Origin of the sequence: Nocardia kruczakiae NBRC 101016 (assembly GCF_001612965.1) — a bacterium.
Classification (GTDB): Bacteria; Actinomycetota; Actinomycetes; order Mycobacteriales; family Mycobacteriaceae; genus Nocardia; species Nocardia kruczakiae.
In genome coordinates this window covers 59,944-74,092 of the sequence record NZ_BDBL01000020.1, presented here as the reverse complement: position 1 = coordinate 74,092, position 14,149 = coordinate 59,944, and the positions used below count along the sequence as shown (strand labels likewise).

Here is a 14,149-nt window from a genome sequence, read left to right as displayed (position 1 = left end):
CCTGGTCAATGGGTGGGTCTTCTGCGGTGCGCCCGGCGTCCTCTTCTCTTGTGATGATCAATAAGTGGAACCGAGTGGCCGTCGAGTGCGTCCTAGACTCCAGGAGGACGTGTGCGCGGGGATCAACGGGAGGCATCGGTGATACGTAAGGCGGCTACGGCTGTGCTGGCGGCTGCGGCGGTGTTGGTGGGGGCCGGGTGTTCCTCGTCGACTTCGGGGACGGCCTCGCCGGAGACGAGTGATCCGAAGGTGGCGACTGCGGCGTTGTGGGACCCGTGCACGCAGGTAACGGATGACGTGCTGCGACAGGCGGGGATGGACCCGGCTACCCGCGCTGTCAACATAGGTGGCGTTCCTGTCGACGGATGGAAGCTGTGCTCCTGGCACGACAATCCGGACTATTACTACACACTCGGAGTCTGGTCTTCGATCTTCACGATCGACGATTTGAAGAAGAAGTCGGACAACATCGACTTCCAGGAAGTCACGGTCGCCGGGAGGAAAGGCTTCCAGTACCGAACCGCATCGGATAAGAACGGTACGAACTGCTACGTGGCCTTCCCTGGAAGCCGAGGGACCTTCGAAGTGTCCATGTACAACATGAGCTCACGTGCCGCAGAGCCGCCGTGCAGCCACGCGATCAGCGCCGCCTCTGCACTCGTGCCGCTGTTTCCGTCCTGATAGGGGAGATCATGGGGCAGAACGAAGACGTGACGCTGTGGAAGTATCTCGCGGGCGAGTCACAGGCTGGTCGACTGGACCTCGACCCGTCGGTCTCCCGCGATTGTTTGAAAGCCTGCGAAGATCAACTGCAGGTGTACAAGGAATGCAAGGCCATGTTGCTGCAGATGTCCAACGTCACCGGCCTGGGTGATTTTCCGGCAGCAGACCAATTGTCAAAGATGTTAGGTGCCAAGGCTGTCGGCGGCGAGGGGGACTTCGACTCGGCCTTCGATCAACACATCCAGGTGCTGGAGTTGATTCGCGACACCATCAAGCACTCCGTCGACCGCCTCGTCGACCACGACCAGCAGAACGCCGGCACCATCGCCGGCTCCGGAAACCACTGATCGGGGGAGCACATGGTACTTCCACTCGTCCCGCTGGTTGCTGCCCTCTGGGAGCAGCACAAGGGCGGCCCGCCCGACTCGTTCGCGAATGCGCAGGGCGATCAGAGCCCGGACGCGACGGCGGCGCGCAACCGGATCAACCAGATCGTCAACGGCGGATTCGGAGGGCAGTACCAGAACCCGCAGGTCGGGCCGGACGCATACAAGAACCCGCAGAATATCGACAATCTGTACGACCGTATTCAGAAGATGCAGCCCAGCACGGTGGTGACGTTGCACAACTTCTGGGAGGGGCTGCGGAACAAAATCGAGAACGGGCACAACACTTTCGGGCCGCAGATTCAGAAGGCCATTCAGGAGAAGTGGCAGGGCGCGGCGGCTCAGAAGACCGCCGAGGGCATCAAGAGTTTCACGGACAAAGAGAAAGATCTGGTGAGCTCCGCCCAGTTGGTCAGCGAGAAGGTGAAGCTGGTTCGCTCGGCGGTGGAGATCACCAAACCTGCCGCGCAGCCGACCCCGCACACGAGTTGGACCAGCGATCTTGCCGGTTGGGTGCCCGGCCCGACGTGGAAACTGAACGATCACCGCAAAACTCAAGCCAACGCGGCGAACGAGCATTTGATCAACAACGTGTTCTACCCGGCCGTGCGCGAGAGTGACACGCAGGTGCCGTTGGCGCCTCGGCCCTACAATCCCGTGAACACGCCCGACGACAACACGGGATGGAAGCCGTCGGGAGTTCCCCCGGTAGGCCCGCCCTCGAAGGGTCCCGACGAGGGCCACGGCCCTGGCGATACCAATCAGCCCAAACCGCCGAATCCCGATCAAGGTCCGGGGGACGCCACCACACCGAGCGCTGTCGATCCGTCGACATTGACCAGCTCGGCGCAGAATCCGGCGAATACCACCTCGGCGAGCGCCACCCCGGCTGGATGGGATCCTTCAGCGGCGGGCACGCAGACCACCCCGTCGGCAGTGACGCCGTCCGGTATCGACCCACGGACCGGGCTCCCGTACGGTTCGGGCGGACCCGGCGTGGCGGGACCCGTTGGCGGCTCGGGTAATTCGGCCGGTCGCGGTACATCGGTGCCGAGGGCCGGGGCCCCGGGCCAAGGAACAGCTCGCGGGTTGGCTACCGGTCTGGGCAAGGGGGCAGCCGGGATGAACGGTATGCCCGGAATGATGCCGCCCGGCGCCAAGTCGAAGAAAGAGGACGAGAAGACCCACAAGTCCAAGATCAGCGAGGAGTTGGTGTCGCGGGACAATGGCGACGAACTGACCGGCCTTTCCGAGGAACAACGGCAGAAGACCGTCCCGCCGGTCTTGGGTGAATAGCCCATGGCAGGTTGGACTTTCAGCGCGCTCGGCTTCACCGTCCTGTGGCGTGCCGCCGGACACGACGTCCTGCCGTACCCCTTGCAGTTCCGCTCCAACGCCGAGACCTCGGACGAACTGGAAGCCCAGTGGAAAGCCGAAGCCGCCGACCTCGCGGGCCGCATCGACGACAGCGCCGAAGCCGCGGTGCGCATCCTCCACGGTCCCGAATCACGCATCGAGATCGCTGGATTCGCCGCGGCGTCGAACGGTTCGGGCGATCTCGAGCAGATGGGCGATCCGCGCCACCGCGTCCGCATCCACGCGGCGGTGCACTACCGGCAGGCGGTCTTGGTCACCCAGCAACCCTCATCCGACCCGGAATCCGGTGGGACCGTACGGATGTCGCTCCTGCGCGCCGAAAGCCTCACCCGCCACCTGCTCGCCGCCATCCCCGGCCACCCGCGAGGCACCCGCCCCGCCCTGCAGGTCAACCGCGCCGACCTCACCGACGACGACCGCCCCTACACCGCATTCCACGACGACGCACCCCGCTCACCACGCGACGAAGCCGCCCGCTTCTTCGAACGCCCCCGCAGCACCGTCCTCCACGTCGCCGTCTGCCCCGGCCCCGCCTGGGACCGCCGCCCCACCCCGGCCCGCGATTTCCACATCATGGACTACTCGGACGGTCGCTACCTCGTCCGCCACACCAAACACGACCTCCGCGCCGACCCCGCCGACACATCCATCGTCCAAAACCACCTGCAACGCCTGATCGACGCGACGGTCCAGGGATTCCGTGAGGACAACGATCCGAGTTACGCCTGAGACGTAGTTCGGACCTCGGCCGTCAGTATTGGAGTTCCCGCCAACCGATGACGATCGGAAACGGGAAATCAATCCGCACCTCTTCGGAATCGGCAGGAGACCATTCGCCGGCGAGCAGGTAGTTGGCCGGATGCAGCGGCCGGACTCCCGGAGGGAGGTCGCCATGACCGGTTTCGAGGGCGTGGGCACGAATCGTGGCAATCGCGCTCTCCGTGCGGGCCGAGATCACCTCCCAGTACCAGGGATACCGGCACCCGCGTAGCGCGCTTTCTTGGCCTCCATATCGGACTGCGTGTCGGACGGCGACAGCACCTCACCGACGAGCAAGGTATCGGCGGAGCGGATGTCCTGGTAGGGCGACCCCAAGCAGCGATGTACGAGAAAATCAGGGGTCAGGACATCGGATTTCCCATTACTGCCGAGAAAGACGTTCGTCTCGGTCGTCACTCGCCAACCCTCGTCGGGGACGGTGCGATTGACCTCTCGGGTGTGCCGCTCGAGCGCAGCCCACAGACGATTGGTGAAGATCTGGTGTTCCGCGGGTCCCCGGCGGACCCACACCACGCGACCGTCCCACAACTCGATCTGCGCGGCGATCTCCTCGGGCAATTGTTCGAGTTCCTCCCACGTCATGAACTCCGGAGGTCAGGGCGCTCGATCCGCGGCTGGGACATACGGTCATGGTAGGCGCCCCGGGTACTCGGGTAGGTTGTCCCGGAGGGGTCACGAAGAGGGGGAACGATGAGCAATCCTGAACCGGGTGTCTCGGCCGACCTGGAGCAGGTGAAGACGCTGGGCGTCGCGGCGCTCGGGATCGCGAATCAGTGCCGCGACGGGTTGACCGCCCTGGAAGCCGACGTCCGCGAGGTATTGGAAAGCTGGACCGGTAACAACTCCGACGCCTTCTCCGCTGGGTGGGATGAGTTTCATCAGGGTGCGGTCGAGGTGTGGGATGCGCTGGTCGAGTTGGCATCCAAGCTCGGCGTAACCGCCGACACTCTCCGTACGACGGATCAATCATCGGCCACCGGAATCAGCTTGAACATGTCCTGAGGGGGATCGCATGACACCGGACGCACGCCGATTCTCGGTGGACCTCGACAAGCTCGACAGTCTTGCCGCCCGAATTCGAGGATTCGCCGGTTTTATCGACGACCAGTTGAAGGCGATCGACGGTAAAGCCAAAGAGGCCGAAGGACATTGGACCGGTGCGGCGGCGACGGCCTACAGCGAGGCGCACCGCGAATGGTTGTCCGGTGCGGCTGAACTCGCACACGGCCTGAAGACACTCGAGGACGCCGTCAAGCATGTCCACGAAGCGCACACGACTGCCGTCTCCGACAACCTGAAGATTCTCGGCGTATGACGAAGCTGGACGTAGATCCGAAGACTTACTATCAGGCCGCGACAAATTGCTTCGATGCGGCGGCCGCGCTTCGGGACAGCTTCCTGTTCATCTTCAACGAGTTATCCACTTGCGGATCCATGGCCGGCGTGGACCAGGATGGGCAGAAATGGGCCCAATCCTATAACTCGGCGGCATGGGAGGCCGTCGGCTTCTTCGAGGACGTCCACAGCACACTCAACGCGTATGGCACTGCGTTGAACGATATCGGCTTCAACCACGCACAGTCGGACGCAACCTTGAAGGGCACGCCCCAGCCGGATCGACCTGCCGATCCACCAGTTCCGGTCTTCGGACCCTTCTCGGTCCCCGCATCGGCGGGCGGTCCGGGCCACGGCATCATCGACGCCGGGATCGACATGGCCAGCCACATCGGTATCCCCGTGCCCGACGGCGATACCGGAAAGCTCGAGAAGGCCGCAGACGCTTGGGACCGGCTCGGAACGATCTATCAGAACACCAACGCCCGCGACAAGGTAACCATCGCGTCCACATTGTTCGACGATGTGACCGCGCCGGATGCGGTCCACATCAAAGACGACCTGAAAGCCCTGTCCGACAACATCGATGCCCTCCTGACGTCCTGTACCCAGATCCGCGATTCCTGCCGCGCCTACAAAGACGCCCTGAAGGAACTCCGAGACGAAATCAAAGGCTTCCTCGAAAGCCTTGTCCAAGAACTCGCGATCGACGCCGCCATCACAATCGGCCTGTCCCTCATCAGTTTCGGTGCGGGCGCCGTAACCGCCGCCAAGGGAGCAGCCACTGTCAAGCACTGGGCCACGAAGATCAAGGAGGGCATCACCGCCTGGCGCGGGCGCAAGGCCCTGCAGATAGCCGGACTCAAGCAGGAGTCCAAGGATGCTCTGGTCAAGGCGCGTACGGCCGTGCGGGACCTGTACGGCCGTCTGAGAAGTCGTGTCAAGGAAGGTAAGGGCAAGGCGGCGCCTAAACCTGGGCCCCGGAGTGCGGACGAGGTGAGGAGTAGCCTCGACTCTCGGACAAGGCCGGGAAAGAACAAGCCGAACCGAGAGATGGACACGGATGCGGAGATCCGCCAACTGTACGAGGATTTGACTCGTGATGGCGAGGAGATCGATGTTGGACGCTTCCCGGGGCGCGGATCAAGATTGCCAGATGGGACTGAGATAAAGATCCGTGACAAGAGTGAATCCGGTGGGGTTACGATCGAAATCAAGTATCCCGATCGCAAGAGGATAGTGAAGGTGCATTTACCGTGATGGAAAAGTTGGAAAGCTTCCTTCTGTATCACGTGTCGGATGATTGGGCGCCTATCGGCGAATTCGATGGAACAGTCGAGGCGGTGGCGCCGGATGAGTATTCGCGTTCTAATGTACTCGCCATTATCAAAGAGTTGACCGATAACGGGTACATCCGGCTCGGGGCCTTTCCTGGTGGTGGCCGGAGCTGGGAGCCGTGGGATGTCCCCGTCGATGAGGCCATCCATCGAATATCTCACGGCTACAACGGCACGCCGGGATATCTGGACATTGCCGAGGACGAGATAGGGGCGTGTGAAATCTTTCGCGCCGCGATCACCGAGACCGGCAGGGAGCGGTTGCGCGCGCTGGGGGATCCCTACGAAAAATATGGTGACCCTTGGGAAAATGATCCCTACCTTCATTCGTGAACTGACCAGTTTGAGACGGCTGGTGCGAACATCCTGATGAGACGTGGAGGCGTCGCAGGACTGTTGGCCGTCCTCGACGAGATCGGGCGGCGATCCGATGATGCCGACGTCGACCACATCGCGTACCTGCTCTATGGGATGGAGGGTATGGGGGAGTGTCCCGTTCTGGAGACTGCTTCGATGATCCCCTCCGAGGCGATGACGGACCACGCGCGAATCGGGTTGGCAAGTGTCGAGCGGCTACTCGGACGAGATTGATTCGAGGTGCTGGAGCCGTGTCGGTTGGTGCGGGGCGATGTGCACACCGATCCGGATGGGGCGCGGGTTCGCACAGGGCATGATCGGCAGTCTGTGCCTCGCAAGGAGCACGAAACATCTTCTCTGGGACTAAATGTCGTTCTGATGAGGTTGTGTGGAGAGCGTCTGTCGCGGCGCATCCGGACCGACGCTTCGGCCACGACCACGAGGTGTGCACGCACCCGGAGATGCAAGGAGAACTGATGCCCGGACCGGAGTTTGCGACGCTGCGGGAGCAGGTAGCCGCGTTGCAGGCAAAGACCATCTCGGCGACCGAACTGCTCGAACTGAGCATTGCGCGGATCGAGAGGTTCGACGAGAAGGTCAATGCCGTTGTGGTGCGGGATTTCGAGCGTGCTCGCGTTGCGGCGAAACAGGCCGATGCGGCGCTGGCGCGGGGCGAGGATGCTCCGCTACTCGGCGTTCCGGTCGCGGTGAAGGAATCGTTCAATATCGCCGGTCTGCCGACCACGTGGGGACTCCCGGACGCGAAGGGCTGGGAGCCGGCCGAGGACGCGGTGCTGGTGTCACGCGTCAAGGCAGCGGGCGGGGTTGTCGTCGGCAAAACGAATGTGCCGTTCTTCCTGCGTGATTGGCAGTCCTACAACGACATCTACGGCACGACCAACAATCCTTGGGATCTGACCCGTTCGCCCGGGGGCTCGTCCGGAGGGTCGGCCGCCGCGCTCGCGGCGGGATACGTATCGCTCGCGCTCGGCTCCGATATCGGCGGTTCCTTGCGGGTTCCGGCGCATTTCTGCGGCGTCTACTCACACAAACCGTCGCGCACCCTGCTGCCGGGGCGCGGACACGTACCGCCGCGCACCCCGGCGCTGGCGGCACCGATGGACCTCCCCGTCGTCGGGCCGATGACTCGCAGTGCTGCCGACCTGACCTTGGCGACGCGGCTCTTGGCCGGGCCCGACGACGTGGACGCGGTCGCCTACAAGCTCGAGCTGCCACCGCCGCGCGGCGAGGAACTCGCACAATTCCGCGTGCTGATCATCGACAGTCATCCGCTGGTGCCGACCTCCACCGTGATTCGCGACGGTTTCGACCGCATCGCGCAGGGACTGGAGAAGGCCGGTGCCTCGGTCGCGCGGCAGAGTGCGCTACTGCCCGACCTGACGCTGACGGCGAAAACCTATTTCACACTGCTGATGTCGCAATTCGGCGCCGATGCGCCGCCCGACGCCATCCGGGCCATCCAAGCCGTCGTTGCCGAAATTCCGCCGGAGGCCGACACCGTCGAGGCGGTCATCCAACGTGCATTCGTTGCCAGTCACGGCGACTGGATCAAGGCCGACCGCGTCCGCATCGGCCTGGCCGACCGGTGGCGACAGCTGTTCGGCGAATTCGACGTGGTGCTGTGCCCGATCACCCCGACACCCGCCTTCCCCCACGACCATTCGGCAATGGACACTCGCACGCTCGAAATCGACGGCACCGCCTACCCGTACAACTACAACCTGGTGTGGGCGAGTATCGCCACCCTGCTCGGGCTCCCGGCCACCGCAGCTCCGTTCGGACGCTCACCGGAAGGGCTGCCCTTCGGCATGCAGATCATCGGGCCCTATCTCGAAGACCCGACGACCTTGCGATTCGCCGAATTGCTCGAGCAGGAGTTCGGCGGATTCACCCCGCCGCCCGGCTTCGAATAGGCAGTGTCCACGCGAAGTAATCGAGGGAGGCGAGAGGTCTCGTCTCGGATGACCTTCCAGGTACGGTCGCCAAGTGTGACGACAAGGTCGACCGATCCACCCAGAGCTGAGACATACCTCGGATCGTGTCGATGCCGGACACCTCGCCTCGCTCGATCTGCGAGACTCTATCCTGCAATCCCCGAAGCTTCAGCGACTTCCGTCTGCGTGAGCCGATCGACTTTCGGATCTCAGCGACCTGGTGGCCACACAAAATGAAGGGGCTCAGCAGCCTGCTTGGAACGGATAGCAGGTTGTCCCTTCCGTAGGCGTTGCCGAACGCTGTGAAGTGCCCCGCCGGTCAGTGGCCGCTGCGGACGACGTCGGGATCGGCGTTGTCGTCCTCTCGGGTGGGCGGACCTGGGATGGTGCCGGTTGGGAGCCGGATTGGGCGCGGGGGTGGTCTTTTCCGGCCATGTAGCCGATGCCGCAGACGAGGATCAGGGCGGCGGCGGTGCCCAGGAGTGCGGTGCGGAGGCGGTGGTTTGCTGGGGATTGGGTTCGGGGGTCGAAGTTCGCGAAGGCTGGGCCTGGCTCGTGCCGGTTGGGCCCCGGTGCGTCAGCCTGGGGGGACGTGATCGGCGTGGCGGGGGCGACGGTGTCGGACGGGGAAGCGGTGCGGGTGGGCTCTTCCGTTCTCCGGGGAGGGTCTGACGGGGGGATCGGGGCGGACTTTGTGGGCTGCGGCGTCGGGGCATCCGCCGAGGTCGACGAAACTGGTTCAGCCGATGTCGGAGGGGCCGGTGAGTCCGAGGGCGTGAAGGCGGATGCTGGGGCCGGTGGGGCTGACGGGTTCGACTCGGGTCGCGCAGGCGAGATGTGCGAATTCGCCGGGGCGAGTTGTGCATTCGATTCGACCCGCTCCGTCATCTCCGGCTGGGCGGCCGGGGTCTCCGACGAGGTGACGGTGGGGACCGAGGTCGGCGGGGCCGCAGGCTTTGACTCGGGCCGGGAAGGCGGGATGTACGAGCTGGATGGGGCCACTTGCGAATTCGGTCCGACCATGTCCGGCAGTTTCGGCTGGTCGGCCGATGCGTCTGCGGGTGCTCGGTTCGAAGCAGCTGGTTCCGTGTCTCCCTCCCTGCGTACCTTCGGCACCTCGGTCGGGAATCCCTCCGCCACCAGGTCCGCATAGAGCCGTCGACGGCTTTCGGCGTCGCGGGTGCGGTCGACTCGCAGGGCCGTCAGCACGGTGACGACCAATTCGGCGGTCCACGGGGTTCGATCGCGGTGCTGGGCGGTTCGGCCGAACCACGAGTACAGCTGGGAGGCGCTGTCGCCGAGCAGGATGGTGAAACCGCCGGGCATCGGGCCCTTGTCGAGGGTGAGCGTGTTGCCGGACTTGGGTACGAGCAGGATCAGGCCGTCGACGAACGGTTCCGGGCCGCGTGTCAGTTCGGCGACGAAGGTTCTCAGCGCGGAGACGGGTCTGCGCACTTGGTGCAGCGGGTTGAGGTCGTCGCCGCGGAGTCGGACCGGGTCGCCGTGGATGCCGGGGGCCGACCACCGCTCGTTCATCGAACAGGACAGCGGTCCGCGGGCCTTCTTGCGGAGCATGTCGACCTCGATGACAGCCACCGCGTGCGGAGTGAAAACCAGAAGACCGGCTTCGGTGCTCCCGCCGTCCAGCCTCGGGACGTAGACGCCGGAGACAGCGATTCCTGGATGGGTGACGTAGTTCGCGAGCCATTCGACGACCTGCTGTTCGGTCTTCGGTTTGGTGATGTCGCCGTTGATTATCAGCATGGCCGGTTCGACCTCCAGAAGCGTTGGAACACATCAACGTTAACCGAGTGCTTCCACGAAAAGTCGCGTGATAACACTGCGCTGCAAAGGCTTTCGCGGCGTCGTCGCTGGTGGGCTGCTACGGCGGGGATTTTCGATCGAAAAGTGAGATGAGACAACAGATTCCGACCGGACGGAATGTGGGCTCGAGTTGATCGCTCGATGGATGCGTGCGGTCCTGGTCCGGCTCGGCGTTCCAGCTGGTCGGTGGACGGCACGGCGTCACCGCCGGGCGATGCCCTGCGTGCCAGGCGACCAGTCGGCAGCGCCCGGTCGATACAGCTGATCGGTGTCCCGCGCGGGTGTGAGCCCGATGCTTGCAGTCGAAGCCGACACCGAGGAACCTTCGTCGCCGGCTGCTCGGAGCATCGCATTGCCTCGGAACGGCCGCCCACCGGCCGACAGAGCCGGAGTCCTTGCCATCGGCAATCGCCTCACGGGAGGTATCGATATTCTCTGCTATGGAATTCTTATTCTCATTGAGAGAGAATGCTTGCATGCCTGACACGCCTAGCCCTGCCACAGCACTCGACGACGCCCCCGCGCCCGATAGCGCCGACGCGGTCTACTGGGACCCGTTCGACCGCGAGATCGCCAAGGATCCCTACCCGATCTATCGGCGGATGCGGGCGGAAGCGCCGCTCTACTACAACGAGAAGCATGACTTCTATGCCCTCAGCCGCGCGTCGGATATCGATCCGGCGCTGCTCGACTGGGAGACATACTCGTCGTCGCGGGGGCCGATCCTGGAGATCATCCAGGCGGGGATCGAGATTCCGCCGGGCACGTTGCTGATGGAGGATCCGCCCGCGCACGACATCCATCGCGCGCTGCTCAAGCGGGTGTTCACGCCGCGGCGGGTGATGTCGCTGGAGCCGCAGATCCGCGACCTGTGCCGCCGGTCGCTGGACCGGCTCGCCGGGAAAGATCAGTTCGATCTGATGACCGCGTTCGCGAACGAGGTGCCGATGCGCGTGATCGGCATGCTGCTCGGCATCCCGGAGGCCGATCAGCAGACCGTGCGCGACAAGGCCGACAGCGCGCTGCGCACCGAACCCGGACAGGGGATGCAGATCTCCGACAAGGCGATTCCGGATGCGGAGCAGTTCGCGCAATACATCGACTGGCGCGCCGACAATCCGTCCGACGATCTGATGACCGAGTTGATGCGCGCGGAATTCGTCGACACCGAGGGCGTGACGCGGACGCTGACGCGCGACGAGATCCTGACCTACGTCTCGGTCGTCGCGGGAGCCGGCAACGAGACCACCGCCAGGCTGATCGGCTGGCTGGGGGCACTGCTCGCTCGTCATCCCGAACAGCGCGCCGAGCTCGTCGCCGATCCGAGCCTGATCCCGAACGCGATCGAGGAGACGCTGCGATTCGAGCCCACCGGGCACGCCATCGGCCGCTACGTCAGGAAAGATGTGGAGCTCTACGGGACCACCGTGCCCGCCGGTAGCGCGATGATGCTGCTGGTCGCTTCGGCGAACCGTGACGAGGAACGCTGGGACAGCCCCGAGCGGTTCGACATCCACCGCAAGATCAGCAACCTGCGCACCTTCGGCCTCGGCACCCACTTCTGCCTGGGCGCGGCGCTGGCCCGGCTCGAGGGCCGCGTGGCGCTGGAGGAACTGTTGCGCCGCTTCCCGACCTGGGACGTCGACTGGGACAACATCACCTTGTCGTCGACCTCGACGGTGCGGGGCTGGGAGACGTTGCCGATCACCGTGAGTTGAGGGGCGTACGATCGGCCGTTCCGGGACCGCGAAGTGCAGGGCGACAGCAGAGTTCACCGAACCGTCGTTTCCGGGACGTTCCGGTATGTCAGAGTCTGACGGTATGGGTGTTCTGCGGCGCATGGCGGCCGGTGGCGTCGTCGCGATGAGTCTGGTCGCACTGTCCGGATGCGGGAGCAGCGACACCGCGCATCAGGGCGCGATACCTCTGGTGTCCACCGGTGACCTCCCGTCGGCGCAGCCCGGTGAGGTGCATCTGTTCGGGTTCAACGATCTGCACGGCAATCTGGAACCGCCGGAGGCGAGCAACGGACGGGCGGGGGAGTACACCGCGGGTGGGGCGGCGTATCTGGCCACCCATCTGCAGCGGTTGCGTGCGGCGTATCCGGACAGTGCGGTGGTGTCGGCGGGGGACAATATCGGGGCGAGTCCGCTGGTGTCGTCGCTGTTCCACGACGAGCCGACGATCGACTTCCTGAATCAGGTGGGGGTCGCGGCGTCGGCGGTGGGTAATCATGAGCTCGACCACGGGGTCGCCGAGCTGAGGCGGTTGCGGGCGGGCGGTTGTGCGCTCGACGGATGCTCCCCGGGGGAGCCGTTCACGGGTGCGCGGTTCGATTTCCTCGCCGCCAATCTCACCGACTCCCGCGGTGAGCCGCCGGCGGGGGTGCGGCCGTGGACGATGCTGACGGTCGGCGGGCACAAGATCGGCGTGGTCGGTGTGGTGACGCCGGATACGGTGAATCTCGTTTTCCCCGAAGGCATTCGCGGCTACACCTTCGGCGAGGAGGCCGAGGCGATCAACAAGTACGTGCCTGCCATGAAACAGGCCGGTGCGGAAACCGTTGTCGCCCTGGTGCACGATGGCGGCGCCCAGGGAACACCGGCGAAGACCACCGACTACAACGGTTGTGCCGACATCAGTCCCGATGTGCCGGCATTGGCGGCGCATACGGATCCTGCCGTTCAGGTGCTGCTCACCGGGCACAGCCATCAGGCCTACAACTGCGAATTCGACGGCAAGCTCGTGACCCAGGCCGCGTCCTACGGCCGCCTGATCACCGACGTCACACTGCGGTTCGACCAGGGGAAGGTGTCCGCGCACGCGGTGAACCGGGTGGTCACGCGCGATGTCGCTCCCGATCCGGCGGTCGACCAGCTGATCGGGTTCTTCTCCGCTCAGGCGGCGCCGCGTGCGCAACGGGTCGTGGGCACCGCCACGGCGCCACTGACGCGCAGCGATCGCGGTGGCGGTGAATCCCCCCTCGGTGCGGTGATCGCCGATGCGATGCTCGACGTCACCCACGAGTCGGCGCAAGCCGTGGCGGCGTTCATGAATCCGGGCGGGGTGCGCGCCGATATCGGTCCCGGGCCGATCACCTACGGCAGCATCTACGAGACGCAACCGTTCGGCAATCAGGTCGTCACCGTCACCCTGACCGGCCGCCAGATCATGGATCTGCTGGAACAGCAGTGGGACAACAAGAGCAAACCGGCCGTGCTCTCGGTCGCGGGCATCTCCTACGCCTACGACGACAAGGCCGCGCCTGGGCACAAGGTGATCGCCGACTCCGTCCGCATCGGCGACCGGCCCGTGAATCCGGTCGCGACCTACCGGGTGACCACCAACAACTTCCTCGCCTCCGGCGGCGACGGATTCGCGGTGTTCACGCGGGGAACGGACACGACCGTCGGCCCGACCGACCTGGACGCCTTGGAGACCTACCTGCGTCAGCGGGGAGCGGTCGGCCCGCCGGAGGAGCGCGTCCAACGCCGGTGAGTGCGGGGTAGCACGCCGTAGCACCGCGTGCTGTCCAGCCGTATCTTGTTTTCATGAGCTTCCAATCCGAGATCGCGCAGCGCGACCACGGACGACTCGTACCGCTACGGCAACGCCGCAGGTCGTCTTGATCGCGCCGGTAGAGGCTGACCTTCGGGGCGCGATACGTCGAGTTCGCCCACATTTGTGCTCGCAGCAGGCACAATGCGGACATGCGCGGCGGGCGGGAGCGGCCAGCAGCAGACCGCCGGGCGGGACGGGAGCCGGGCGGGGGTGGGGCGCGGAAACGGCACGGGCGGCATTACACGCCGCCGCGGTTGGCGGAGTTTCTCGCGGAGCGGATGCTCGCGCATGTGCGGCCGGGACGTGAATTGTCGGTGCTCGACCCCGCCTGTGGGGACGGTGAGTTGTTGTCGGCGGTGGCATACATTGCGGCGCAACGCTTTCCGGGTACCTCTTTGCATCTGGTGGGGTACGACCTGAATGCCGCGGCGGTTCACGAAGCTCGGGCCAGGGGAGTGTCATGGAACAGCCGATTCAGGAGCCCGCCGCAGGTCTGGCCGGAGGAGGGCGCCGC

At 64.9% G+C, this 14,149-nt stretch carries 14 protein-coding genes and 1 pseudogene; 12 read left to right on the top strand and 3 right to left on the bottom strand.

The features are described 5' to 3' along the window. Nucleotides 1-111: 111 nt before the first annotated feature. From NK1_RS15840 to NK1_RS15825, 4 genes are read left to right on the top strand one after another with little or no spacing between them, the layout of a single operon-like run. Complete coding sequence (locus NK1_RS15840; RefSeq protein ID WP_084461011.1) at nucleotides 112-681, top strand: DUF3558 domain-containing protein; 570 nt, start codon at nucleotides 112-114, stop codon at nucleotides 679-681. Nucleotides 682-692: 11 nt separating this feature from the next. After that, on the top strand, nucleotides 693-1,070 hold the full coding sequence (locus NK1_RS15835; RefSeq protein ID WP_063009378.1) for a hypothetical protein: 378 nt from the start codon (nucleotides 693-695) through the stop codon (nucleotides 1,068-1,070). A gap of 12 nt (nucleotides 1,071-1,082) precedes the next feature. Continuing rightward, nucleotides 1,083-2,405 carry a hypothetical protein gene (locus tag NK1_RS15830; RefSeq protein WP_063009376.1) on the top strand — a complete coding sequence of 441 codons (1,323 nt, stop codon included), beginning with the start codon at nucleotides 1,083-1,085 and terminating at the stop codon, nucleotides 2,403-2,405. A gap of 3 nt (nucleotides 2,406-2,408) precedes the next feature. Further along, nucleotides 2,409-3,215: an ESX secretion-associated protein EspG gene (locus tag NK1_RS15825; protein WP_063009374.1), complete on the top strand. Its 807-nt coding sequence runs from the start codon at nucleotides 2,409-2,411 to the stop codon at nucleotides 3,213-3,215. Between the two features lie 22 nt (nucleotides 3,216-3,237). Here the strand turns inward: NK1_RS15825 and NK1_RS35760 are convergent, their stop codons facing one another. Further along, entirely contained in the window at nucleotides 3,238-3,444 is a 207-nt protein-coding gene (locus tag NK1_RS35760; protein WP_245660554.1) for a hypothetical protein, read from the bottom strand. Then, nucleotides 3,441-3,848 carry a Uma2 family endonuclease gene (locus tag NK1_RS15820; RefSeq protein ID WP_245660552.1) on the bottom strand — a complete coding sequence of 136 codons (408 nt, stop codon included), beginning with the start codon at nucleotides 3,846-3,848 and terminating at the stop codon, nucleotides 3,441-3,443. The genes NK1_RS35760 and NK1_RS15820 overlap by 4 nt, the downstream gene beginning before the upstream one ends. Nucleotides 3,849-3,956: 108 nt before the next feature. On the opposite strand from NK1_RS15820, the gene NK1_RS15815 reads away from it, so the two are divergent. The 5 genes from NK1_RS15815 to NK1_RS15790 all read left to right on the top strand — a co-directional run bounded on the left by NK1_RS15815 (nucleotide 3,957) and on the right by NK1_RS15790 (nucleotide 8,229). Further along, on the top strand, nucleotides 3,957-4,268 hold the full coding sequence (locus tag NK1_RS15815; protein WP_063009372.1) for a WXG100 family type VII secretion target: 312 nt from the start codon (nucleotides 3,957-3,959) through the stop codon (nucleotides 4,266-4,268). A gap of 37 nt (nucleotides 4,269-4,305) precedes the next feature. Then, the gene (locus NK1_RS15810) at nucleotides 4,306-4,581 is read left to right on the top strand and encodes a WXG100 family type VII secretion target (RefSeq protein WP_167354268.1); all 276 of its coding nucleotides are present in this window, start codon (nucleotides 4,306-4,308) and stop codon (nucleotides 4,579-4,581) included. Beyond that, nucleotides 4,578-5,861 carry a WXG100-like domain-containing protein gene (locus tag NK1_RS15805; protein WP_063009368.1) on the top strand — a complete coding sequence of 428 codons (1,284 nt, stop codon included), beginning with the start codon at nucleotides 4,578-4,580 and terminating at the stop codon, nucleotides 5,859-5,861. The genes NK1_RS15810 and NK1_RS15805 overlap by 4 nt, the downstream gene beginning before the upstream one ends. Beyond that, entirely contained in the window at nucleotides 5,861-6,271 is a 411-nt protein-coding gene (locus tag NK1_RS15800; protein WP_063009366.1) for a hypothetical protein, read from the top strand. Before NK1_RS15805 ends, NK1_RS15800 begins: the two co-directional genes overlap by 1 nt. 500 nt (nucleotides 6,272-6,771) lie before the next feature. Next, nucleotides 6,772-8,229 (top strand): amidase, encoded by a 1,458-nt coding sequence (locus NK1_RS15790; RefSeq protein WP_063009452.1) that lies wholly within the window; start codon nucleotides 6,772-6,774, stop codon nucleotides 8,227-8,229. 264 nt (nucleotides 8,230-8,493) lie between these two features. On the opposite strand, the gene NK1_RS34550 is transcribed toward NK1_RS15790, so the two are convergent. Further along, nucleotides 8,494-10,014 (bottom strand): nuclease-related domain-containing protein, encoded by a 1,521-nt coding sequence (locus tag NK1_RS34550; RefSeq protein ID WP_157104291.1) that lies wholly within the window; start codon nucleotides 10,012-10,014, stop codon nucleotides 8,494-8,496. Nucleotides 10,015-10,550: 536 nt separating this feature from the next. Here NK1_RS34550 and NK1_RS15775 point away from each other — a divergent pair. From NK1_RS15775 to NK1_RS36055, 3 genes and pseudogenes are all read left to right on the top strand, one after another. Next, nucleotides 10,551-11,792 (top strand): cytochrome P450, encoded by a 1,242-nt coding sequence (locus NK1_RS15775; protein ID WP_063009358.1) that lies wholly within the window; start codon nucleotides 10,551-10,553, stop codon nucleotides 11,790-11,792. A gap of 103 nt (nucleotides 11,793-11,895) precedes the next feature. Next, nucleotides 11,896-13,572 carry a bifunctional metallophosphatase/5'-nucleotidase gene (locus NK1_RS15770; protein ID WP_245660550.1) on the top strand — a complete coding sequence of 559 codons (1,677 nt, stop codon included), beginning with the start codon at nucleotides 11,896-11,898 and terminating at the stop codon, nucleotides 13,570-13,572. A gap of 212 nt (nucleotides 13,573-13,784) precedes the next feature. Further along, a pseudogene (locus NK1_RS36055) lies at nucleotides 13,785-14,054 on the top strand (N-6 DNA methylase); the annotation flags it as partial. Nucleotides 14,055-14,149: the final 95 nt, after the last annotated feature.

What these genes read in the sequence shown, in the direction of transcription:
- NK1_RS15770 (WP_245660550.1), top strand. Translation starts at nt 11,896, where the DNA reads ATGGGTGTTCTGCGGCGCATGGCGGCCGGTGGCGTCGTCGCGATGAGT.
- NK1_RS15825 (WP_063009374.1), top strand. Translation starts at nt 2,409, where the DNA reads ATGGCAGGTTGGACTTTCAGCGCGCTCGGCTTCACCGTCCTGTGGCGT.
- NK1_RS15815 (WP_063009372.1), top strand. Translation starts at nt 3,957, where the DNA reads ATGAGCAATCCTGAACCGGGTGTCTCGGCCGACCTGGAGCAGGTGAAG.
- NK1_RS15790 (WP_063009452.1), top strand. Translation starts at nt 6,772, where the DNA reads ATGCCCGGACCGGAGTTTGCGACGCTGCGGGAGCAGGTAGCCGCGTTG.
- NK1_RS15805 (WP_063009368.1), top strand. Translation starts at nt 4,578, where the DNA reads ATGACGAAGCTGGACGTAGATCCGAAGACTTACTATCAGGCCGCGACA.
- NK1_RS34550 (WP_157104291.1), bottom strand. Translation starts at nt 10,014, where the DNA reads ATGCTGATAATCAACGGCGACATCACCAAACCGAAGACCGAACAGCAG.
- NK1_RS15820 (WP_245660552.1), bottom strand. Translation starts at nt 3,848, where the DNA reads ATGACGTGGGAGGAACTCGAACAATTGCCCGAGGAGATCGCCGCGCAG.
- NK1_RS15830 (WP_063009376.1), top strand. Translation starts at nt 1,083, where the DNA reads ATGGTACTTCCACTCGTCCCGCTGGTTGCTGCCCTCTGGGAGCAGCAC.
- NK1_RS15775 (WP_063009358.1), top strand. Translation starts at nt 10,551, where the DNA reads ATGCCTGACACGCCTAGCCCTGCCACAGCACTCGACGACGCCCCCGCG.
- NK1_RS15835 (WP_063009378.1), top strand. Translation starts at nt 693, where the DNA reads ATGGGGCAGAACGAAGACGTGACGCTGTGGAAGTATCTCGCGGGCGAG.
- NK1_RS15800 (WP_063009366.1), top strand. Translation starts at nt 5,861, where the DNA reads ATGGAAAAGTTGGAAAGCTTCCTTCTGTATCACGTGTCGGATGATTGG.